The organism is Streptomyces sp. NPDC050732 (assembly GCF_040654255.1).
In the GTDB taxonomy this organism is placed as follows: domain Bacteria; phylum Actinomycetota; class Actinomycetes; order Streptomycetales; family Streptomycetaceae; genus Streptomyces.
In genome coordinates this window covers 1-20,386 of record NZ_JBFAHP010000026.1, presented here as the reverse complement: position 1 = coordinate 20,386, position 20,386 = coordinate 1, and the positions used below count along the sequence as shown (strand labels likewise).

Here is a 20,386-nt window from a genome sequence, read left to right as displayed (position 1 = left end):
GTCATGGGGCCCGCACAGACCACTGCCGCGCCGCGACGGCGAAGGCGCGCCGTGCCCTGGGTGTTCCTGGGGCTGTGGATCGTCGTGCTCGCACTGGCCTCGCCGTTCGCGGCGAAGCTCGCCGACGTCCAGAAGGACCGGGCCGTCGACTACCTGCCGGCGAGCGCCGCGTCCACCGAAGTCGCCGAGCTCCAGGAGCAGTTGCCGGGCGGCGAGGCCACCGAGCTGGTGCTCGTCTACCACCGGGACGGCGGGCTCACCGCCGCCGACCGGACGACCGCCGGGCAGCAGGTCGCCGAGATGGCGCGGGCCCACCGGCTCGTCGCGAAGCCCGAAGCCGTGCCCTCCGAGGACGGCGCGACCCTCATGTACCCGATCGCCACCACCGAGCCAGGACAGGACGAGGAGAAGCGGGACGCCCTCGTCGCGGACATCAGGGAGACCGCCCGCGGCGCGGACGGGCTGAGTGTCGACGTGGGCGGGGCGGGGGCCCTCGACACCGACGCGAGCGAGGTCTACAACGCGCTCGGCGGACCCCTGCTCTACACCACCGCGGGCGTCGTCGCCCTGCTGCTCATCCTCATCTACCGCAGCCCCTTCCTGTGGCTCGTGCCGCTCGCCGTCGCCGGCGTCGCGGACTACCTCGCGATGGGCGTCGCGTACGGACTCAACCAGGGCATCGGGACGTCCGTCACCGGACAGAGCTCCGGCATCATGACCATCCTCGTGTTCGGCGCGGGGACGGACTACGCGCTGCTGCTCGTCTCCCGCTACCGGGAGGAACTCAGGAGGATCGAGCAGCCCTACGACGCCATGGTCGCCGCCCTGCGCGGCTGCGGGCCCGCGATCCTCGCCTCCTCCGGAACCGTCGCCGCCGGACTGCTCTGCCTGCTCGCCGCCGACCTCAACAGCAGCCGCGGCATGGGCCCGCTCGGCACGGTCGGCGTGCTCTGCGCCCTCGTGACGATGCTGACCCTGTTGCCCGCCGTGCTCGTCCTGCTCGGACGGCGCGTGTTCTGGCCGCTCGTCCCCGCGTTCGGGAGCACTCCGAAACAGCGGCGCAGCCTCTTCGCCGCGATGGGCAGCTCGGCCGGGCGCAGGCCCCTCACCGTGCTCGCGAGCGGAGCCGTGCTGCTCGGCGCACTCGCCCTCGGCGCGCTCAACCTGCCCGGCGCCCTCAAACAGGAGGACTCCTTCACCAAGACCCCCGAATCCGTGTCCGCCATGAAGACCCTCGCCACCGCCTACCCCGAGCGCGGCACCCAGCCCATCACCGTCATGACGCCCGCCGACCGGGCCGACGCCTCCCTCACCGAGATCCGCGGCACGAAGGGAGTCGACAGCGCGGCACCGGGACGTACCGCCGAAGGCTGGACCGAGATCACCGTCACCGCGGCGTCCGCACCCGAGTCGGCCGGGGAGACCGCGACCATCGAAGCGCTCCGCGACGGCCTCGACGCCTCCTACGTGGGCGGCGCGAGCGCACAGCAGCTCGACCTGAAGGACACCAACGCCCGCGACCGGAACATCGTCGTCCCGCTCGTACTCGGCGCCGTCCTGCTGGTCCTCGTCGCCCTGCTGCGCAGCCTCGTCGCGCCGCTGCTGCTGCTCGCCGCGGTCGTCGCGGTGTGGGGCGCCTCGCTCGGCATCGCGGGCCTCGTCTTCGAACCCCTCTTCGGGTTCGAGGGCACCGACCCGGGGCTCGGGCTGCTCTCCTTCGTCTTCCTCGTCGCACTCGGCGTGGACTACGGCATCTTCCTGATGCACCGCATGCGCGAGGAGTGCCTGAACGGGGCAGAACCCGGGACGGCCGCACTCACCTCCCTGCGCACCACCGGCGGCGTCGTCGCCTCCGCGGGACTCGTCCTCGCCGCGACGTTCGCCGTGCTGACCAACATGCCGCTGGTCCAACTCGTCGAACTGGGCTTCGTCATCGCCGTCGGCGTACTCCTCGACACCTTCCTTGTCCGCACCTACCTGGTGACGAGCGCGAGCGTGGCACTCGGCAGGAAGGTGTGGTGGCCGGGACCGCTCTCCAAAGCACCCGCCGCGCCCGCCCCGCCACCCCGCGAGGCCGAACCCGTCCCGGTCGCGTCGCCTTGAGCCGGAACCTCAGGGCGCCCCTCCTCTCCCGGAGGGGCGCCCGCGTGCCGGAAGATGGAGCCGTGGAATCTCCCGGGACCGGTCAGGACACGGGGCGTGGCTCCGCCCGCCGCAACCTCGTCGAGCGCGTCATCGGACCGGCCGCACCCGGCGAACGCCTGCGCACGGACGCCCTGTTCGCCCTCGCCATGGCGGTCAGCGCCGTCGTGATCGTGCGGGTCGTGCGGGACAACGGGCAGGCGCCGGACGCGGCCGGCTGGGCGCTGCTGCTCGTCGCCCACATCGTCGTCGTGTGGCGGCGCCGCGCCCCGGTGCGCGTCATGGTCACCCTGATGGCGATCCTGCTGACCTACCACTCCCTGGACAACAACCACACCGCCCCCATGGCCGTGTCGATGGTCGCGCTGTTCACCGTGGCCTCCCGCACCCGGCCCCGCAACACGCTCCTCATCGGCGCCGGTGTCATGGGCGCCATGCTGAGCGTCAAGTTCCACGAGGGCATGGCCGAGGGCGCGCAGTCGCTGCGCATCTCCGGCTGGATCGTCGCCTTCCTGCTGCTCGGCGTATACGTCCGCATCCACCGCCAGTACGTCACCTCCGTACTGGAGCGCGCCGAACGGGCGGAGCGCACCCGCGAGGAGGAGGCGCGCCGCCGCGTCGCCGAGGAGCGGCTGCGGGTCGCCCGCGACCTGCACGACCTGCTCGCGCACAGCATCACCCTCGTCGGCGTCCAGACGTCCGTCGCCGCGCACGTCCTGGCCGCCGACCCGGACCGCCTCGACCGCGAGGCCGTCGCCAAGGCCCTCGACGACGTCGCCGAGACCTGCCGCGCCGCCCGCGGTGAACTCCGCGCCACCCTCCAGGTGTTGAGGTCGGACACCGACGGCGACACCGACGAGGCCAGAGGGCCGCTGCCCGGCCTCGACGGACTACCCGACCTCGCCGACGCGGCCCGCACCGCGGGCGCCCGCGTCGAGCTCGCGGTGGCCGAGTGCCGGACACCGGCCGCCGTGGGCGCCGCGGCCTACCGCATCGTGCAGGAGGCGCTCACCAACGTCGTACGGCACGCGGGCCCCGGCAGCACCGTCCGGGTGTCGGTGCGCGCCGAGGACGCGGCGCTGTGCGTGCGCGTCACGGACGACGGCACCGGCACCACCCGGGAGACCGGCCACGCGCCGGGGTACGGGCTCGTCGGGATGCGGGAGCGGGCCCGCACGGTCGGCGGCACCCTGGACGCGGGCCCGTGCCCCGAGGGCGGTTTCATGGTGTCGGCGGTGCTGCCCCTGGCACCCGCGTCCCTGGGAGGACTGTCATGACGGTACCGATCCGCGTGCTGCTCGCCGACGACCAGACGCTGGTGCGCGCCGCGTTCGCGATGCTCGTCGACTCGGCGCCCGACATGGAGGTGGTGGGGCAGGCGGGCACGGGCCGCTCGGCGGTCGACCTGGCCCGCTCCGAGCGCGCCGACCTCGTCGTCATGGACATCCGCATGCCCGACCTCGACGGCATCGAGGCGACGCGGCTGCTCGCGGCCGACGAGGACCTGGCGGGCGTGAAGGTCCTGATGCTGACGACGTACGACACGGACGAGCACGTCGTCGACGCGCTCCGCGCGGGCGCGTCCGGCTTCCTGGTCAAGGACACCAAGCCCGCCGAACTCCTCGACGCCATCCGCACGGTGGCGGCCGGCGACTCCCTCCTCTCGCCGGGACCCACGGCCCGCCTCATCGCCCGCGTGCTGCGGGCACCGGACGCGGAGACGCCCCTCACCGGCGGGCCCGAGAACCTCTCGGAACGGGAGCGGCAGGTCCTGCGGCTCGTCGCACGCGGCCTGAACAACCAGGAGATCGCCGACACGCTGGGCCTGAGCCCGCTGACCGCGAAGACCCACGTCAGCCGCATCATGGGGAAGCTGCGGGCCCGCGACAGGGCCCAACTGGTCATCATGGCGTACGAGTCGGGCCTGGTGGCGCCGGGCTCGGTGGGCTCTCCGTGACGGCGGCTTCTTTCTGACGGCGGCTTCTCTTACGCGTGCAGGGGGAGCGTCACAGCAGCCCGGCCGTCGCCAGGTGCTCGCCGACCCGTTCCGTCTCCGCACGTGACAGCGGGATCTGCGGCTCCGCCGTGGCCGCGCAGTCGATCACCCCGCGCAGCCGCAGCGCCGCCTTGAACGCGCCGAGCGCCGACGAACTCCCGCCCATCCGCGCCGCATCCCCGGCCGCCACCATCCCGAACAGGCCGCACAGCCGCTCCTGTTCGGCCCGGGCCCGCGCCCAGTCGCCCTCCCGGCACGCCCGGTGGAGGCGCACGTACCCGCCGGGGTCCACGTTCCCGAGGCCGGGCACGACGCCGTCCGCGCCCATCGCGAGCGCCGAGTCGGCCGTCACCTCCGACCCGGTGAGGACGCTGAACCCGGCGAGCCCCGGATCCGACCGCTTGCCGAGGACGACGCTCCGGAAGGAGCCTTCGTCGCCGCTGGAGTCCTTCAGCCCCGCGAGGACGCCGTCCCGGGCCAGGTCGAGGACCAGGCCCGCGCCGAGCTTGGAGTGCACCGCCATCGGCAGGTCGTACGCGAGGACCGGCACCGCGCAGCCCGCCGCGACCAGCCGGAAGTGGCGGTCGATCTCGGCCGGATGGGTCCGCGTGTAGAAGGGCGCGGTGACCACGACCGCGTCCGCGCCCGCCCGGGCCGCTGCCCGCGCGTGGTCCAGGACGCGGGGTGTGGTCATGTCGATCACCCCGGCGAGGACGGGCAGCCGGCCGTCCACGTGCCGGACGACCGTGTCGACGACGAGCGCCCGCTGCCGGTCCGTCAGATATGCGACCTCCGAGGTCGAGCCGAGCACGAACAGACCGTCGACACCGCCCGCGACCAGGTGGTCGACGAGCCTGGTGAGGGAGGAGGTGTCCACCTCGCGGTCCGGTGTCAGGGGCGTGCAGACGGGCGGGACGACACCGGTCAGCGGGGTGGGAAGGGTCATGGATGCTCCCTCGGTGCGGTGACAGAGGCCGTGCCGGATGCCGTGGCGGCGGCTGTGGTGGCTGTGGCGGCGGCCTGGGTGACGAGCTCGTGGGTCGACTCCCCCTCGTCGACGGGGTGAAAGCAGCGGAACCGGTGCCCCGCGCCCGCCGACCGGGCGTCCGGCATGGCGGTGGCGCACACCTCGTCCGCCTTCCAGCAGCGGGTGCGGAACGGGCAGCCGCTCGGCGGACGGGTCGCCGACGGTACGGGGCCGACCAGCGGAATCGGGTCGATGGGGTCGAGCAGTCCGGGCGTCGCGGAGAACAGGGCGCGGGTGTACGGGTGCCGGGCGCGGTCCAGGATCTCCGCGGCCGGGGCCTCCTCGACGATCCGGCCGAGGTACATCGTGACGACCCGGTCGCTCATCCTGCGTACGGTCTGGATGTCGTGGGACACGAACACGAGGGCGAGGCCCAGGCGTTCCTTCAGGTCGAGGAGCAGGTTGAGGATCTGGGCGCGGACGGACACGTCGAGGGCGCTCGTCGGCTCGTCGGCGACCAGCAGGTCGGGTTCGAGCGCGAGGGCGCGGGCGATCGCCACGCGCTGCCGCTGACCGCCGGACAGCTGGCCGGGCAGCCCGTCGGCGAGTGCCTTCGGCAGACCGACCAGCGCCATCAACTCCCTTACTCGGTCGGCGCGTTCCCTCGGTGTCCCTCGCTTGTGCACGTCGAGAGGGTCACGGAGTATCCGTCCGACCGGGAGCCTGCGGTTCAGGGCGGTCGACGGGTCCTGGAAGATCATGCCCGTGTGGGAGCCGATGGAACTCCTCCTCTCGGCGGGTGTCATCCTCCACAGGTCGTGGGCGCGGAAGGAGACGGTTCCCGTGGTGGGTCGCTGGGCGCCCACGAGGACCTTGGCGAGGGTCGACTTGCCGCAGCCGGACTCTCCTACGATGCCGACGGTTTCGCCTCCGGCGACGGTGAGGGTGGCTCCGGTCAGGGCGTACACCCTGTCCCGGGAGAACAGGCCGCCGGACCTGGCCTTGTGCACTACGTGGACGTCGTCCAACTCGACGAGGGGGGTCGTCATTTCGCCTCACGCTCCGTCGTGGCTGGTCGCGCCCCGGTGGCGGAGCCACCTGTTGATACTGCCCGCGCCCCTGAAGCCGCCCCTGAAGGGGCTTCTCCAGGGCGCGTCGCCGGGTGGTGGCAGGCGGCTGCGTGCCCGGAAGCACCCGCCAGCTCCGGTGTCGTCGTACGGCACACCTCGCTCGCCAGCGGGCACCTGTCCGCGAACCTGCACCCCCGCGGGAAGTCCGTCGGGGACGGCACCACGCCCTTGATCTGGGTGAGGCGTTGCGCCGCCGACTCCAGGGAGAGCACCGAGCCGAGCAGTCCGCGCGTGTAGTGGTGCGCGGGGGACTCCACGAGGTCCGCCGTCACGCCCGTCTCGACGATCTGGCCGCCGTACATCACCACGACCCGGTCCGTGACGTCGGCGACGAGCGCCAGGTCGTGGGAGACGAGGATCAGCGCGAAGCCCAGCTCTTCGCGCAGCCGCAGCAGCAGCTGGATGATCTGTGCCTGCACGGTGACGTCGAGCGCGGTCGTCGGCTCGTCGGCGACGATCAGCTTCGGGTCGCGGGAGAGGGCCATGGCGATCAGGACGCGCTGGCGCTGGCCGCCGGACAGCTCGTGCGGGTAGCTGCGCAGGGTGCGTTCGGGGTCGAGGCCGACGAGTTCGAGGAGTTCGACGGCCGTGCGGCGGCCGCCCCTTCGTACGACCTGTTTGAGCTGGGAGCGGACCGTCATCGCCGGGTTCAGGGAGGAGAGGGCGTCCTGGTAGATCATCGCCATGTCGTGGCCGAGCAGGCGGCGCCGGGCGCGCATCGGCAGGCCGGTCAGTTCCTGTCCGTCGAAGAGGACGCGGCCGCCGACGCGGGCGCCCTTCGGCTCCAGGCCCATCACCGTCAGCGCGGTCAGTGACTTGCCGCAGCCCGACTCGCCGACGAGGCCGAGCACTTCACCGGGGCGTACGTCGAAGCTGATGCCGTCGACGATTTCCACGCCCGCGTGGCGCTCGGGGAAGGAGATGGTCAGGTCGGTCACGGAGAGGACCGGCTCACCGGCCGGGAGGGGGCGGGCGCGGGAGCGCAGGCGGTGGGCGGCCTCCGTGAGGCCGGGGAGTTCGAGGACGCGGCCGCTGCCGGGCTCGGGGGTCTCCAGGCGGTCCTGCGTGCGGGCGGACCCCGCGACGTCGCGGCCGGAAGGGGCCGCCCAGGCGTCCGACACGCCCTCGGAGAGGATGTTCAGGGCGAGGACGGTGAGCAGCATCAGGAGCCCGGGGAAGACCGTCGCCCACCAGCCGCCGATCAGGACCATGTTCTTGCCGTCGGCGATGACGCTGCCCCAGGACGGGTCGGGGGGCCGCACCCCGGCGCCGATGAAGGAGAGCGACGCCTCGAACACGATGGCCTCGGCGACCTGCACGGTGCAGAAGACCAGGACGGGCGCCGCGCAGTTCACGGCGACGTGGCGGATCAGGATGTGCGGGGTGCGGGCGCCCAGGACGCGTTCGGCGACGACGTAGTCCTCGCCGTACTGGTCGAGGACGTTGGCCCGTACGACGCGGGCGATGGGCGGGGTGAAGAGGAAGGCGATGGCGCAGATCAGGACGAGGATGCCGCCGCCGAAGACCGCGACGAGCACGGCGGCGAGCGCGATCCCCGGGAACGCCATGACGACGTCGAGGCAGCGCATCAGCGTTTCGTCGACGGCCTTGCGGGAGGTCGCCGCGACGGCGCCGATGAGGGCGCCGGCGACGAGGGCGAGCAGGGTGGCGCCGAGCCCGATGGCCAGCGACCAGCGCGCCCCGTACATGAGCCGGCTGAGGATGTCGCGGCCCAGGCTGTCCTGGCCCATCCAGTGGTCGGCGGAGGGGTGGCCTGTGCCGTCGGTCTGGGGCTGCTGGTCGAGCGGGTCGTGCGGGGCGATGAGTGGGGCGAACAGCGCCACCAGGACGACGAGTCCGACGACGCAGACCGCGATCCGGGACAGGACGGGGAGCTTGCGGAAGGAGCGGACGCGCAGGCCGGGCACGGTGAGGCGTTCGGTGAGCGCCTTGCGTGAGGTGAACATCAACTCGACCCCCTCAGACGCGGGTTGACCAGCAGGTGGAGGACGTCGATGACGAGGTTCACGACGACGAAGCCGACGGCGGTGGTGATGACGACGCCCTGCACGACGGCGGGGTCGCCGTTCTTCACGGCGTCGATCATCAGCTTCCCCATGCCGGGCAGCGAGAAGATCGTCTCGATGACGACGGCGCCGCCGAGCAGATAGCCGACGCGCAGGCCGAGGACGGTGAGCGGGTTGATGAGGGCGTTGCGCAGGACGTTGCGGCCGACGACGACCACCGGGGGCAGCCCGTTGCCGATGGCTGTCCGTACGTAGTCCTTGTCGAGCTCCTCGACCACGGAGGTGCGGATGATGCGGGTGAGGCCCGCGGCGACCGGCAGGGAGAGCGCGAGAGCGGGCAGCGTCATGGTCTTGAGCCAGCCGGTGAGGGAGTCGGCGGGGTTGATGTAGCCGCCGGTCGGGAACCAGCCGAGGTCCACGGCCAGGTACTGGATCATCAGCAGCGCCAGCCAGAAGCCGGGCGCCGCGACGCCGGTCAGGGAGACGACGCGGATCAGCTGGTCGGGGAGGCGGTCGCGGTAGATGGCCGCGGTGACGCCGAGGGTGAGGGAGAGGACGACCGCGATGCCGAGCCCGAGGAAGGTGAGCTGCACGGTGAGCGGCAGGGCGGTGGTGACCTGGTCGACGACGGGGGAGCGGTTGAGGACGCTGATGCCCATGTCGCCCTGGAGCAGGTCACCGACGAAGGCGACGTAGCGGACGGGCAGCGGGTCGAGGAGCCCGTTCTCCTCGCGGAACTCGTGCAGTTGCTCGGGTGTCGGGTTGGCGCCCTGGAAGAACGCGGATGCCGGGTCGACGTCCGAGAAGCGCATCACGAGGAACACGAAGAGCACGATGCCGAGCAGCAGCGGGACGAGCAGGGCGACGCGGCGGGCCAGGATTCTGAGGACTGCGGTCACGGCGTACGACTCCTGAACTGTGCGGCGCTCACACCCACTTGGCCTGCAGCAGGTTGATCCCGGGGTACGGCTGGGCCTTGACGCCGGTGACCTTCTTCGGGTCCCAGGCGGTCATGAGTTCGTTGTGGACGACGGGGTAGAGGACGGCCTGTTCGGCCACGGTGTCGATGTACGCCTGGACCATGGTCTTCTTGCGCCCGGCCTCCGGCTCGCGGGTGGCGGCGTCCATGTCCTTGAAGAGCTTGCGGGCGACGGCGTTGTCGGCCCAGCGCGCATACGCCATCCACAGGTTCTCGGGGCCGTAGTTGTAGCGCATGATCAGGTCGGCGTCGAGCCCGAACTGGTTGGGGTTCGAGGCGGCCGCGACGATCTGGAAGTCCTTCTTCTGGTCCAGCTTGGTGAAGACGGCGGTGGTCTCCTGCGGGTCGAGGGTGACCTCGACGCCGAGCTTCTCCCAGCCGTCCTGGATGGTCGGCAGGCAGTCCACGATCCAGCTCACGTTGACGGCCATGAGGTTGATCTTCAGCGAGCCGACGCCCGCCTCCATGAGCAGCTTCTTCGCCTTGGCCAGGTCGTATCCGTAGACCTTTTTGGCGGGCCGGTAGGAGGGGTTGGCCTCGTTGAGGAAGGAGGTGGATGCCTTGCCGTGGCCCTTGAGGGCGGCCTCGATCATCTTGTCGCGGTCGATGGCGTAGTGCAGGGCCTGCCGCACGCGGACGTCGTCGAACGGCTTGTGGGCCGTGTTGAAGAGCAGGAAGAGGTTGTTCATCCCGGCCCCGCCCTCGACGGTCATCCCGCCCTTCTTCAGCTGCTCGATGTTGGCGTACGGGATGTTGTCGGCGATCTCCGCGTCGGCGCTGCCGCCGGAGATCTTCGCGACGCGCGGCGCGGCGTCCACGATGGTCAGCCAGTTCATCTTCTTGAAGGCGGCCTTGCGCGGGCCGTTGTAGTCGTCGAAGGCCTCGAAGGTCGTGTTCGACTTGGGGTGGTGCGAGGCCTGCTTGTACGGTCCCGACCCCACCGCCTTCCCCTTGGTCGCCTCGTCCCAGGCGCCGGGCTCGCCGAACACGTGCTTCGGCATGATCTTGGCGAGGGAGAGCCGGGCGGCGCCGTCGGGGAACGGAAACTTGAGGACCAGCTCGACGGAGGTCGCGTCGACCTTCCTGACCTCCTTCAGCCAGCTCGCGAAGAAGCCCTTGGCGAGGGTCTGGGTCTTCGGATCGAGGATCCGGTCGAAGACGAACACGACGTCGTCGGCGGTGACGGGCTTCCCGTCGTGCCACTTGGCCCCCGGGCGCAGGGTGAACTTCCACGTCGTCGCCTTGAGGTCGTTCGGGATCTCCGTGGCGAGCGCGGCGTACGGCTCACGAGTGAGGGGATCGGTCCCGAGCAGCCCCTCATAAATATGCTCATTGCCGGCCATCGCGAAGGCGGACGCGGTCTGGGTCGGATCCCAGCTCCCGTCGTTCCCGTATCCGATCACAGCCGTGAGCGTCGACTCGCCGCCCTGCCCGCCGCCCCCGGTCTCGTTGGTGGACTCGGGCCCCGAGCAGGCGGAGAGCGTGGTCGTGACGGCGGCGGCCGCGCTCAGCGCACCCGAGTACTTGAGGAAGGCCCGGCGGTCCGGCGGGACGGCGCGGCGCATGGTCGGAGAGGGCAGATCGGTCACTGTGTCTCCCTTGCCTACCTAAGAGGTCCCACGTCCTACGTCATGGGTGGCGTGGCGACGATAGGAGCGGGAGGGGGGCTGGTCAAGACTCCGGACGGGGGACTCGTGCGGGTGGGAGACGTGGGTTCAGACTGGCGTCGGCGGGGGCCGCGCGGGGCTCGCGGTCTCGCGGTGCGGGCGTTCAGGTGGGGGGCGCGTGCCGGTTTGTATCCTCGGGACGCTCACCCGTCGAGCCATCCGATCCATCCGATCCACCGAAGCGGTACCTGCGAGAGGCGACACCATGACCACCGAGCTGAGCCCCGACGCCACGGCCCCCGACGCCCCGGCCCTCGCCGGACTGCTCGACCGGGCCCGGCGGGACTACGACGAGCTCGCCGGGCGCGGGCTCTCCCTCGACCTGACGCGGGGCAAGCCGGCGCCCGAGCAGCTCGACCTCGCCGAGGACCTGCTGAGCCTGCCCGGTGGACGGCACACCGCCGCCGACGGCACCGACGTGCGCAACTACGGCGGCCTCCAGGGCCTGCCCGAGCTCCGGGAGATCTTCGCCGAGCTGCTCCAGGTGCCCGCGGGGCAGCTGCTCGCGCTCGGCAACTCCAGCCTGGAGCTGATGCACGACTGCCTCGTGCACGCCCTCCTCGGCGTGCTGCCCGGCGCCGAGTCGCGCTGGGTGGACCAGGAGCGCGTCGCGTTTCTCTGCCCGGTGCCCGGCTACGACCGGCACTTCGCGCTCTGCGAGCGGTTCGGCATCGACATGATCCCCGTGCCGATGACCGCCGAAGGCCCCGACATGGACGAGGTCGAGCGCCTCGTCGCCGACAACCCGGCGGTCAAGGGCATCTGGTGCGTGCCGAAGTACAGCAACCCCGACGGCGTCGTCTACAGCGACGAGACCGTGGCCCGCCTCGCCGCGATGCCCACCGCCGCCCCGGACTTCCGCATCTTCTGGGACAACGCGTACGCCGCCCACCACCTCACCGACGAGCCCGCCGAGATCGCCGACCTGCTCGCCGCCTGCACGGCGGCCGGGCACGAGGACCGCGCCTTCGTCTTCGGCTCCACCTCGAAGATCACCGCGGCGGGCGCGGGCGTCGCCTTCTTCGGCTCGTCGCCCGCCAACGTGAAGTGGCTCCTCGCCAACAACCAGAAGCGGTCCATCGGCCCGGACAAGGTCAACCAGCTGCGGCACGTGATGTTCCTGAAGGACGCGGACGGCGTACGCGCCCACATGGAGCGCCAGCGCGCCCTGCTGCAGCCCAAGTTCGAGACGGTCGCCCGCATCCTGGACGCGGAGCTCGGTGGCACCGGCCTCGCGACATGGACCTCCCCCAAGGGCGGCTACTTCGTGACCCTCGAAGTCCCGGACGGCTGCGCCAAGGACGTCGTGCGCCGCGCCGCCGAAGCGGGGATCGTCCTCACCCCGGCCGGGGCCACGCACCCGTACGGTGGCGACCCGCGCGACGCCGTCATCCGCGTCGCGCCCAGCTACCCCGGCCTCGCGGAGCTCGAACAGGCGATCAAGGGCCTCACCGTGTGTGTGCGCCTCGTGGGCTACGAGCAGCGGGCCCGGGCGGCTCGCTGAGCCCGACCGGACACAGGAACGGTCCCAGCAGTCCGGGCACCGCCCGCTCGGCGAACGTCAGTCCCTCCGCCTCGTCCACGTCGTACGCCGCGTACGCCTGCGCGCCCGCGGCCGTCGTCGCGCTCAGGGTGATCAGGCCCGCCCGGCGCTGGAGCACGGACTGCTTGACCGTCCAGCCGATGACGCCGCCGCGGCGCAGCGCCACCGTGGAGCGCCGCAGCGTGCCGGAGCGTACGACCAGGTAGTCGGCGTCGAGCGCGTGCCCCAGGCTGCGGTACGCGTCGCAGGCGAGCGCCACCGCGGCCGGCACGAGGACCACCGCGACGCCCGCCCCCAGATACGTCAGGGCCGGCAGGCCGGTGAGCGCCCCGAGCAGCAGCAGGACCAGCGCGGGCGCCAGCGCCGCCGACACCGCCCAGCGGATGCGCCGGGCCCGCGCCGCCCGCGGGTGCGCCGTGAGCCGCGCGGCGGTGGGCGTCACCGGTTCCCGCAGGACGCGCGCCGCCACCTCGTCGGCGAGCCGGCGCGGCGCGGCGGGCAGCAGGGTGCTGGGGCCCGCCTGGTCCTCCTCGTCACGGCGGGACAGACCCGTGGCGACCGCGTCGACGCGGGCCGCGCCCGACAGCCGCAGGCCCAGCGGCTCCACCACGTCGACACCGCGCAGCCGGGCCTCCTCAAGGGAGATCGAGCGTGTCGTGAGCAGCCCGCGCCGCACCCGCAGCGTCCCGCCGGGCTCCCGCTCCAGGCGGTAGTTCCACCACATCTCGATCCACAGTCCGAGCGCCCCCACCGATCCGGCGGCCAGCGCCCCCGCGACCAGGGCGAGCACGATGCCCGCCACGGACATCCCGCGGAACAGGTCGCCCACCCACGCGATGACCTCCTCCTGCACCCCGAACCACTCGCTGACCTGCATCACCGCGCCGCCCGCCGCGGCGGCGAGCGCGGAGGTGACGAAGGACAGCGGGGCGTACCGGATCCAGCGGGGGTCGAGGGCGGCGATCGTGCCCTCCGCGTCCGACGCGGCGCCGGGGGCCGCCCGGCTGAGCAGTTCGCGCCGCAGCCGCTCGCCCTCGGCCCTGCGGACCGGGCGGAGTTCGAGGGTGGCCTCCTGGGCGGAGCTCTGCTCGCCGGTGCCGATCCGGACCTCGACGAGGCCGAGGAGGCGCAGCAGCGGGTGGGCGACGAGGTCGACGGAACGTATCCGCTCGCGGCTCAGGGAGCGGTGCTTGGCGAAGAGGATGCCGCTGCGCAGCTCGGCCCGTTCGGGCCCGACGCGGTAGCGGCTGTGGCGCAGGCGCAGCGCGTCGAGGCCGACGCCGCACGCGATCACCAGCAGACTCAGCCCCACCGCCCACGCGATCACGGGCCCCATGTCGACCCAGCCCTGGAAGCTGAGGGTGACCGGCAGGCCGATGGCGGTCACCACACCGCCGGTCATCTGCACGGTGACGAGCAGCGAACGCCGGTCGAGCCGCCGCCAGCCGGGCTCGTCGGGGGACTCGGCGAGCCCGCCCAGGTCGAGTCCGCTCACGTCGCGTCCCCGGGTGTCGCCTGGGTGACAAGGGCGAGCCGCTCGGCCAGTTCAGCGGCGGTCGCGTGATCGAGCCCCTTGACCTTCAACGCCCCCTTGGCGGACGCCGTGGTGACCGTCACGGTCGTCAGCCCGAAGACCCGTTGCACGGGCCCGCGCATCGTGTCGACGGTCTGCAGCCGCGACATCGGCGCGATCCGGCCCTCCATCCAGAAGAAGCCGGTCCGCACGTACACCGCGTCGTCGGTGACCTCCCAGCGGTGGACCTTGTACCACCACAGCGGCAGCAGCACCCCGGCGAGCAGCCCCGGCACCGCGATGACCACGGCGGGCAGCAGCAGCCAGAAGCGGGCCGGCGCGATGAGCACGGCGAGCAGGACCAGGACGCCCACGGGGACGGCCGTCGTCAGCAGCAGTTGCGTACGCCACCAGGCGACGGCGCGGCGGTCCAGGGGATGGCGCGGCGGACGCAGCCGCACGACCGCCTTCTCGTCTCCTTGGTCGACAAGCATGAGACGAAAGGTACTTGCTCGCACAAGACGCCTGCTCACCGCCTGTAGCGGCACTCGGCCGGTAATCGACCACCGACCACCGACCACCGCGGGCCGCGGGGGGCTCAGTGCTGCTGAGCCTTCTGCGGCGTCACCTCGCTCGGCCGCACGATGACGTGCCCCTCACCCTCCAGCTTCAGCTGCACGGCCTCGCCCGAGCCGCCGCGGATCATCGACCCGATGGACTGCGAACGGTGCAGGGACGTGCTGAGGTTGGCGGTCCAGCCGACCACCGCGTCCGTGTCGACGTACACGGTCTGCTGCGGCGACACGGGGATGACCAGCGGATTCCCCTCACAGACCAGGCCGAGCCGCCCACTGCCGGTGAAGACACTGTTGAACAGCCCGCCCCCGGCGATGCCCGAGCCCTTCACGGTCTTGATCTCGTACGAGAGGGTCGCGTCGAAGCAGAGGACGTTGCGGCCGTTGACCGTGAGGACGTCGCCGGGCTCGATGTCGACGACGAAGCAGTTCTGCGCCTCGTGCGCGAACCACGCCTCGCCCTTGCCGCGCACGGCCATCACCGGCAGCCCCTCGCCGGTCATGGCGCGCTTGAGCATGCCGCCGACGCCCTGCCCCTTGCGTTCGAACTGCAGCTCGCCCCGGTAGGCGATCATGGCGCCCTGCCGGGCGAACATCTCGCCGTTCACGGCGTACTTGATGGATTTGGCGTTCTGAAGCGTCATGCCGGGGGCGAGGGCCGGCTGAGCCATGTGATCACTGGCGAACAAGTCACTCTTCATGCCCACATCTTGAGCCACGCCCGGTGCGCACGGAAGCGCAGCGCGCCACTCCGCGGACCAGCACCTCGGCGCGGGCACGGCCACACTTCGGCCCGCGCCGAAGCATCACCCCCTTACCGTCGTGGCATGAAGCCACACCGCTACGAGGAGTTCCGCGACCTGCACCGCGCCGGTGCGCCCCTGCTGCTGCCCAACGCCTGGGACCACGCGTCGGCCGCCGCGCTCGCCACCGCCGGGTTCCGCGCGGTCGGGACGACCAGCCTGGGCGTGGCGGCCGCGGCGGGACTGCCCGACGGGACGGGCGCGACCCGGGCGGAGACCGTCCGGCTGGCCCGCGGCCTCTCCCGCCTCGACGCGCTGGTCAGCGTCGACATCGAGGGCGGCTTCAGCGAATGCCCCGAGGAAGTGGCCGCTCTGGCCGCCGAGTTGGCGGACGCCGGAATCGTCGGCGTCAACATCGAGGACGGCCGCCCGGACGGCACGCTGCGGGACCTCTCCCACCAGTGCGAGATCCTTCGTGCCGTACGGGAGTCCGTGGCCGGCGGGCTCTTCGTCAACGCCCGCACGGACACGTACTGGTTGCCGGGCGCGGGGCAGGCCCCGGAGACCGGGGAGCGACTGGACGCCTACCGTCGGGCGGGCGCGGACGGGGTGTTCGTACCCGGCCTGCGCGACCTGAGGATCATCTCCGAACTGACCTCGGGCCTTACAGACACCCCGCTCAACACCCTCCACGCTCCTGAGGGGCCCTCCGTGCCGGAGCTCGCCGAGGCGGGCGTACGCCGGGTCAGCTGCGGCTCACTGCTGTTCCGCGCGGCGCTGGGCGCGGCGGTGGCGGCGGCGCGGAGCCTGTCGGTGAGCGCCGACATCCCCTCGTACGCGGAGACGCAGGCGCTGGCCGGGGCCTTCGCCTGAGCCGCACATCGATACAGCCCCGCGCCCCTTACGGGGCCACCATCGCCACGAACGCGGCCCAGGCGCCGGTGCCTATCACCAGGGCGGGGCCCTGGGGGACCTTGCTGTCCCGCACGGGGACGACGCCTACGACTCCGTCGGCGACCTCGACACAGCTGCCGCCTTCGCCGTTGCTGTAGCTGCTCTTGCGCCAGCGGGCGGCGCCCACGAAGTCGTATGCGACCTCGACGCATGACTCCCCGCCGCTGCCGCCGCTGTAGCTGCTCTTGCGCCAGCGGGCGTTGCTCAGGTCGTACTCGCGCATCGTCTGTAGTCCTCCGACACCGACTCGATCAGGTCCAGGGACGCCTCCGGCGACAACGAGACTCCCCTGAGCAGATCGTAAGTCGCCCGTGTCCGCTTCACCACAGCCGGTTCATCCAGGAGATTCCCCGAAAGCACCGCTTCTGTATAGATCGTTGGCGGGGCATCCTCGAACTCCATGAGCGTCATCATCTTGCCCATCTCCGGGTGCGCTCCGGCTGCGAACGGCAGCACCTGCACCAGCACCTTGCGCTCGCGCACCATTGCCGCGATGTGATCGAGCTGCCGGGCCATCACGGTGTGACCTCCGACCGGCACCAGCAGCACGGTCTCGTGGAGGACCGCCCAGTACACGGGTCGTGCCGCGTCCGCGAGGAGCAGCGCGCGGTCCATGCGGCCCCTGATCAGCTCCTCGACGTACTCGTCGGTGGCGAACGGGTTGCTGCCCAGGAAGACCGCTCGCGCGTACTCGGGGGTCTGCAGAAGCCCCGGTACGACCGCCGGTGCGAAGTCGCAGATCTCCGTCGCCAACCGCTCCAGCTCCGCCGCGTGCGCGAAGTACTCCGTAAAAGGCTGATCCTTGATGAGCTTGCGCCACAACCGTTCGAAAAAGCCATCGGTTTGCAGCACCTCATCAATGCGCTGTGCCACGTCCAACTGAGGTTTTCGAATGGCCTGCTCGAACTGGCCGATGTATCCCCCGGATACGAATACCCGTACCCCCAGAGCGGTCTGGCTGAGCCCCGCCTCCTCGCGGCGTCGCTTCAGCTCGGCTCCGAAGAACTCCCAGGCCGCTTGCCGCGAACCATTGGCCATGGCCAACCGCCTTTCACTGCCCCGCAGTTGTAGAGGGCAGACCCCTGCCGAGTGTAGGTGGCGTGCGTCACTGTGGGGGTGAGAAGAGTGAAATCCGGAGGCGAAGGGGAGCCACGTGAAGGCGGACGGAAAGCGCCACGCAGAGGCATGTGTCGAACAGGCGGAGGAAGCCGTGAGGGAATTGCGCGCCGCGCTGACGCGAGCGGGAATTGTGTTGCCGTCATTGGGGGTCGATCCGGCGTCGGTCGCCCGGGAGGCCCCGTGTCCGCGGATCGAATTGGGAGGGTGTTCGGCCGACGCGGCGGCCCGCCTCGCGGCCGCGCTGAGGAGCGCGCCATGAGCTTTCCGGCGAACCTTCCGGTGGGCGCGTACGTGGTCGACACGCGCAGTGGCCGTGTGGGGCGCGTGATGGGCCACGAGGGTCCGTACGTCCAGCTGCGCCCCTACGGCGGGGGCCGCGAGTGGGACTGCGCCCCGGAAGCCATCCGCACGGCGACGACGGCGGAACGGCTGCGCGCGGCGACGGCGTACGCGAACGCCCGGAGCCGGGGCGAGGTGCCTTGACGTGAGCGGACAGGCCGGGATGTAGAACGAGTAGTACGCTGAAATCATGGCTGGAAACACGGAGAGCGGCAATGACGTCCCCCTGCGCGAGCTCAACCAGCAGACGTCCCGGGTCATGGCCCGCGTGGAGGCGGGCGAGACAGTGACGATCACGAAGGATGGCGTACCGATAGGGGACATTGTGCCGAGGGGTGGACGTCTGGGGCAGCCCTCCTACCCGTTCCGTACCGACCCGATGGGCCTGCTCGATCTTCCGGACCTCGATGGGCCGGCCCTCAGTGACGACGAGATCGACGACGTCCTGCGCGGTATGGGTGGCATGGGGGCGGCGGATGTCTGACATTCCCGTAGCGATCGCGGACACCAACGCCCTGTACCGCTTGTTCACGCCGAAGGATCCGCGCCATGCGGCGCACAAGGAGGCGCTTGCCCGTATCGGGCACCTGGTCGTCTCGCCCATGGTGCTCACCGAACTCGACTACCTGCTGACTCAGCGGGTCGGAGCCCAGGCATCCATGACCGCCCTCGACTTCATCGCCCGCCAAGCGGAAGCGCGGCGCTTCGAGATCCCGGAGACGGCTCCGCACCTGCGCGGGGCCATGGCGGTGATGCGAGGGTACGGCGATGCGGCGGGCGGTAAGGGTGTCGGTCTGGCGGATGCCATGAACGTGGCCCTCGCGGCGGCGTTCCAGACCGCCGACATGCTGACCGCCGACGCGCACTTCCGGATGATGCGTCCCTTGACCGCACACCGCGCGTTCCGGTTGCTCCCCGACGACCTGTGAGGCCGATCCGTACGCGAGAATGGACCCCATGAGTCTGTTCCGCGACGACGGCATCGTGCTGCGCACCCAGAAGCTGGGCGAGGCGGACAGGATCATTACGCTGCTCACCCGCGGTCACGGACGCGTGCGCGCCGTCGCCCGCGGTGTGCGGCGGACCAAGTCCAAGTTCGGGGCCCGCCTTGAGCCGTTCTCGCACGTCGACGTGCAGTTCTTCGCGCGCGGAAGTGAGCTCGTCGGGCGCGGGCTGCCGCTCTGCACGCAGAGCGAGACCATCGCGCCGTACGGTAGCGGGATCGTCACCGACTACGGGCGCTACACCGCCGGGACGGCCATGCTGGAGACCGCCGAGCGGTTCACGGACCATGAGGGGGAGCCCGCGGTGCAGCAGTATCTGCTGCTCGTCGGCGCCCTGCGCGTCCTGTCGCGCGGCGAACACGCGCCCCACCTCGTCCTCGACGCCTTCCTGCTCCGCTCCCTCGCCGTGAACGGCTACGCGCCCAGCTTCACCGACTGTGCGAAATGCGGCATGCCGGGCCCGAACCGTTTCTTCTCCGTCGCGGCGGGCGGCTCGATTTGCGTCGACTGCCGGGTGCCCGGCAGCGTCGTACCGTCGGCGGAGACGCTCACGCTGCTCGGCGCGCTGCTCACCGGCGACTGGGAGACGGCGGACGCGTGCGAGGCGCGGCACGCCAGGGAGGGCAGCGGGCTTGTTTCCGCCTATCTGCACTGGCACCTGGAGCGCGGACTGCGCTCTTTGCGGTACGTAGAGAAAGGCACGTGAACGGTGAGTACGTCGCGTGCGCGAACAGCTAGGTAGGAGAGAGCCCCCCATGGCACGACGCGGAATCCTCGGACGGTCCCGCCGTGAGTATCAGCTGCCCGAACCCCACCCCTCGGGCGCGCGACCGCCGAAGATCCCCGGTGAGCTGGTCCCGCAGCACGTGGCGATCGTCATGGACGGCAACGGACGCTGGGCGAAGGACCGCGGCCTGCCGCGCACCGAGGGGCACAAGGTCGGCGCCGAGCGCGTCCTCGACGTGCTGCAGGGCAGCATCGAGATGGGCGTCGGCGCGATCTCGCTCTACGCCTTCTCCACGGAGAACTGGAAGCGGTCCCCGGACGAGGTGAAGTTCCTGATGAACTTCAACCGCGACTTCATCCGCAAGACCCGCGACCAGCTGGACGACCTCGGCGTGCGGGTGCGCTGGGTGGGCCGGATGCCCAAGCTGTGGAAGTCGGTCGCCAGGGAGCTGGAGATCTCCCAGGAGCAGACCAAGGACAACGACAAGCTGACCCTGTACTTCTGCATGAACTACGGCGGCCGCGCCGAGATCGCGGACGCGGCCCAGGCCATCGCGGAGGACGTGAAGGCGGGCCGCCTCAACCCGTCCAAGGTCAACGAGAAGACCTTCGCGAAGTACCTGTACTACCCGGACATGCCGGACGTCGACCTCTTCCTCCGCCCGTCCGGTGAGCAGCGCACCTCCAACTACCTTCTGTGGCAGAGCGCCTACGCCGAGATGGTCTTCCAGGACGTCCTGTGGCCGGACTTCGACCGCCGCGACCTGTGGCGCGCCTGCCTCGAATACGCCTCCCGCGACCGGCGCTTCGGCGGCGCGATCCCGAACGAGCAGCAGATCGCCGAGAGCTAGACAGACCCGTGGACGGCCGAGTGGGGGCGCGCCGGCGCCCGGACGGGGGGGGCCGCCCAACAAACGTAACCCCACAAAAAGGAGCACCCGCCTTGGGGCGGGCACCACGGA

General features: G+C 71.3%; 20 protein-coding genes. 10 read left to right on the top strand and 10 right to left on the bottom strand.

Going from position 1 to position 20,386, the window contains the following annotated elements:
* Positions 1–3 precede the first annotated feature (3 nt).
* The 3 genes from AB0H82_RS23305 (at position 4) to AB0H82_RS23295 (ending at position 4,099) form a co-directional block, all read left to right on the top strand.
* On the top strand, positions 4–2,103 hold the full coding sequence (locus tag AB0H82_RS23305) for an MMPL family transporter (RefSeq protein WP_362995661.1): 2,100 nt from the start codon (positions 4–6) through the stop codon (positions 2,101–2,103).
* Between the two features lie 62 nt (positions 2,104–2,165).
* Positions 2,166–3,419, top strand: a complete 1,254-nt coding sequence (locus AB0H82_RS23300) for a histidine kinase (protein WP_362995659.1) — start codon at positions 2,166–2,168, stop codon at positions 3,417–3,419.
* Positions 3,416–4,099: a response regulator transcription factor gene (locus AB0H82_RS23295; RefSeq protein ID WP_362995657.1), complete on the top strand. Its 684-nt coding sequence runs from the start codon at positions 3,416–3,418 to the stop codon at positions 4,097–4,099. The genes AB0H82_RS23300 and AB0H82_RS23295 overlap by 4 nt, the downstream gene beginning before the upstream one ends.
* 49 nt (positions 4,100–4,148) lie before the next feature.
* Here the strand turns inward: AB0H82_RS23295 and AB0H82_RS23290 are convergent, their stop codons facing one another.
* From AB0H82_RS23290 to AB0H82_RS23270, 5 genes are read right to left on the bottom strand one after another with little or no spacing between them, the layout of a single operon-like run.
* Entirely contained in the window at positions 4,149–5,084 is a 936-nt protein-coding gene (locus AB0H82_RS23290) for a dihydrodipicolinate synthase family protein (RefSeq protein ID WP_362995655.1), read from the bottom strand.
* Entirely contained in the window at positions 5,081–6,154 is a 1,074-nt protein-coding gene (locus AB0H82_RS23285) for an ABC transporter ATP-binding protein (RefSeq protein ID WP_362995653.1), read from the bottom strand. Before AB0H82_RS23285 ends, AB0H82_RS23290 begins: the two co-directional genes overlap by 4 nt.
* Positions 6,151–8,202, bottom strand: coding sequence for a dipeptide/oligopeptide/nickel ABC transporter permease/ATP-binding protein (locus tag AB0H82_RS23280; RefSeq protein WP_362995651.1), 2,052 nt, complete (start codon positions 8,200–8,202; stop codon positions 6,151–6,153). Before AB0H82_RS23280 ends, AB0H82_RS23285 begins: the two co-directional genes overlap by 4 nt.
* A complete protein-coding gene (locus AB0H82_RS23275) occupies positions 8,202–9,161 on the bottom strand; it encodes an ABC transporter permease (RefSeq protein WP_362995649.1) in 960 nt (319 codons plus the stop codon). Before AB0H82_RS23275 ends, AB0H82_RS23280 begins: the two co-directional genes overlap by 1 nt.
* 28 nt (positions 9,162–9,189) lie before the next feature.
* On the bottom strand, positions 9,190–10,806 hold the full coding sequence (locus AB0H82_RS23270; RefSeq protein ID WP_362995809.1) for an ABC transporter substrate-binding protein: 1,617 nt from the start codon (positions 10,804–10,806) through the stop codon (positions 9,190–9,192).
* A 307-nt stretch (positions 10,807–11,113) separates the two neighbouring features.
* Here AB0H82_RS23270 and AB0H82_RS23265 point away from each other — a divergent pair, with 307 nt between their 5' ends.
* A complete protein-coding gene (locus AB0H82_RS23265) occupies positions 11,114–12,412 on the top strand; it encodes an aminotransferase class I/II-fold pyridoxal phosphate-dependent enzyme (protein WP_362995647.1) in 1,299 nt (432 codons plus the stop codon).
* On the opposite strand, the gene AB0H82_RS23260 is transcribed toward AB0H82_RS23265, so the two are convergent.
* The 3 genes from AB0H82_RS23260 to AB0H82_RS23250 all read right to left on the bottom strand — a co-directional run bounded on the left by AB0H82_RS23260 (position 12,357) and on the right by AB0H82_RS23250 (position 15,240).
* Complete coding sequence (locus tag AB0H82_RS23260; RefSeq protein WP_362995807.1) at positions 12,357–13,853, bottom strand: PH domain-containing protein; 1,497 nt, start codon at positions 13,851–13,853, stop codon at positions 12,357–12,359. The two genes, AB0H82_RS23265 and AB0H82_RS23260, sit on opposite strands and share 56 nt — an antisense overlap.
* An 89-nt stretch (positions 13,854–13,942) precedes the next feature.
* A complete protein-coding gene (locus AB0H82_RS23255) occupies positions 13,943–14,458 on the bottom strand; it encodes a PH domain-containing protein (RefSeq protein ID WP_362995645.1) in 516 nt (171 codons plus the stop codon).
* 104 nt (positions 14,459–14,562) lie between these two features.
* Positions 14,563–15,240 (bottom strand): AIM24 family protein, encoded by a 678-nt coding sequence (locus AB0H82_RS23250; RefSeq protein ID WP_362995643.1) that lies wholly within the window; start codon positions 15,238–15,240, stop codon positions 14,563–14,565.
* Between the two features lie 126 nt (positions 15,241–15,366).
* Here AB0H82_RS23250 and AB0H82_RS23245 point away from each other — a divergent pair, with 126 nt between their 5' ends.
* Positions 15,367–16,155 (top strand): isocitrate lyase/phosphoenolpyruvate mutase family protein, encoded by a 789-nt coding sequence (locus AB0H82_RS23245; RefSeq protein WP_362995641.1) that lies wholly within the window; start codon positions 15,367–15,369, stop codon positions 16,153–16,155.
* 28 nt (positions 16,156–16,183) lie between these two features.
* Here AB0H82_RS23245 and AB0H82_RS23240 read toward each other — a convergent pair whose 3' ends face one another.
* Positions 16,184–16,459, bottom strand: a complete 276-nt coding sequence (locus tag AB0H82_RS23240) for a DUF397 domain-containing protein (protein ID WP_362995639.1) — start codon at positions 16,457–16,459, stop codon at positions 16,184–16,186.
* Entirely contained in the window at positions 16,441–17,274 is an 834-nt protein-coding gene (locus AB0H82_RS23235) for a helix-turn-helix transcriptional regulator (protein WP_362995637.1), read from the bottom strand. Before AB0H82_RS23235 ends, AB0H82_RS23240 begins: the two co-directional genes overlap by 19 nt.
* 336 nt (positions 17,275–17,610) lie before the next feature.
* On the opposite strand from AB0H82_RS23235, the gene AB0H82_RS23230 reads away from it, so the two are divergent.
* Genes AB0H82_RS23230 through AB0H82_RS23210 form a run of 5 tightly spaced genes read left to right on the top strand, consistent with a single transcriptional unit; the run spans position 17,611 to position 20,275 of the window.
* A complete protein-coding gene (locus AB0H82_RS23230) occupies positions 17,611–17,838 on the top strand; it encodes a hypothetical protein (RefSeq protein WP_362995635.1) in 228 nt (75 codons plus the stop codon).
* A gap of 46 nt (positions 17,839–17,884) precedes the next feature.
* Positions 17,885–18,178 (top strand): type II toxin-antitoxin system prevent-host-death family antitoxin, encoded by a 294-nt coding sequence (locus tag AB0H82_RS23225; protein WP_362995633.1) that lies wholly within the window; start codon positions 17,885–17,887, stop codon positions 18,176–18,178.
* Positions 18,171–18,623 carry a PIN domain-containing protein gene (locus AB0H82_RS23220; RefSeq protein ID WP_362995631.1) on the top strand — a complete coding sequence of 151 codons (453 nt, stop codon included), beginning with the start codon at positions 18,171–18,173 and terminating at the stop codon, positions 18,621–18,623. The genes AB0H82_RS23225 and AB0H82_RS23220 overlap by 8 nt, the downstream gene beginning before the upstream one ends.
* A gap of 28 nt (positions 18,624–18,651) precedes the next feature.
* Positions 18,652–19,404, top strand: coding sequence for a DNA repair protein RecO (gene recO / locus AB0H82_RS23215; RefSeq protein WP_362995629.1), 753 nt, complete (start codon positions 18,652–18,654; stop codon positions 19,402–19,404).
* Positions 19,405–19,453: 49 nt separating this feature from the next.
* Entirely contained in the window at positions 19,454–20,275 is an 822-nt protein-coding gene (locus AB0H82_RS23210; protein WP_362995627.1) for an isoprenyl transferase, read from the top strand.
* Positions 20,276–20,386: the final 111 nt, after the last annotated feature.

Excerpts from the sequence above, each read along its gene's own strand:
- AB0H82_RS23305 (WP_362995661.1), top strand. The coding sequence starts at position 4 with ATGGGGCCCGCACAGACCACTGCCGCGCCGCGACGGCGAAGGCGCGCC.
- AB0H82_RS23295 (WP_362995657.1), top strand. The coding sequence starts at position 3,416 with ATGACGGTACCGATCCGCGTGCTGCTCGCCGACGACCAGACGCTGGTG.
- AB0H82_RS23290 (WP_362995655.1), bottom strand. The coding sequence starts at position 5,084 with ATGACCCTTCCCACCCCGCTGACCGGTGTCGTCCCGCCCGTCTGCACG.
- AB0H82_RS23285 (WP_362995653.1), bottom strand. The coding sequence starts at position 6,154 with ATGACGACCCCCCTCGTCGAGTTGGACGACGTCCACGTAGTGCACAAG.
- AB0H82_RS23280 (WP_362995651.1), bottom strand. The coding sequence starts at position 8,202 with ATGTTCACCTCACGCAAGGCGCTCACCGAACGCCTCACCGTGCCCGGC.
- AB0H82_RS23270 (WP_362995809.1), bottom strand. The coding sequence starts at position 10,806 with ATGCGCCGCGCCGTCCCGCCGGACCGCCGGGCCTTCCTCAAGTACTCG.
- AB0H82_RS23265 (WP_362995647.1), top strand. The coding sequence starts at position 11,114 with ATGACCACCGAGCTGAGCCCCGACGCCACGGCCCCCGACGCCCCGGCC.
- AB0H82_RS23260 (WP_362995807.1), bottom strand. The coding sequence starts at position 13,853 with ATGACCGGCGGTGTGGTGACCGCCATCGGCCTGCCGGTCACCCTCAGC.
- AB0H82_RS23255 (WP_362995645.1), bottom strand. The coding sequence starts at position 14,458 with ATGCTTGTCGACCAAGGAGACGAGAAGGCGGTCGTGCGGCTGCGTCCG.
- AB0H82_RS23250 (WP_362995643.1), bottom strand. The coding sequence starts at position 15,240 with ATGAAGAGTGACTTGTTCGCCAGTGATCACATGGCTCAGCCGGCCCTC.
- AB0H82_RS23245 (WP_362995641.1), top strand. The coding sequence starts at position 15,367 with ATGAAGCCACACCGCTACGAGGAGTTCCGCGACCTGCACCGCGCCGGT.
- AB0H82_RS23240 (WP_362995639.1), bottom strand. The coding sequence starts at position 16,459 with ATGCGCGAGTACGACCTGAGCAACGCCCGCTGGCGCAAGAGCAGCTAC.
- AB0H82_RS23235 (WP_362995637.1), bottom strand. The coding sequence starts at position 17,274 with ATGGCCAATGGTTCGCGGCAAGCGGCCTGGGAGTTCTTCGGAGCCGAG.
- AB0H82_RS23230 (WP_362995635.1), top strand. The coding sequence starts at position 17,611 with ATGAGCTTTCCGGCGAACCTTCCGGTGGGCGCGTACGTGGTCGACACG.
- AB0H82_RS23225 (WP_362995633.1), top strand. The coding sequence starts at position 17,885 with ATGGCTGGAAACACGGAGAGCGGCAATGACGTCCCCCTGCGCGAGCTC.
- AB0H82_RS23220 (WP_362995631.1), top strand. The coding sequence starts at position 18,171 with ATGTCTGACATTCCCGTAGCGATCGCGGACACCAACGCCCTGTACCGC.
- recO (WP_362995629.1), top strand. The coding sequence starts at position 18,652 with ATGAGTCTGTTCCGCGACGACGGCATCGTGCTGCGCACCCAGAAGCTG.
- AB0H82_RS23210 (WP_362995627.1), top strand. The coding sequence starts at position 19,454 with ATGGCACGACGCGGAATCCTCGGACGGTCCCGCCGTGAGTATCAGCTG.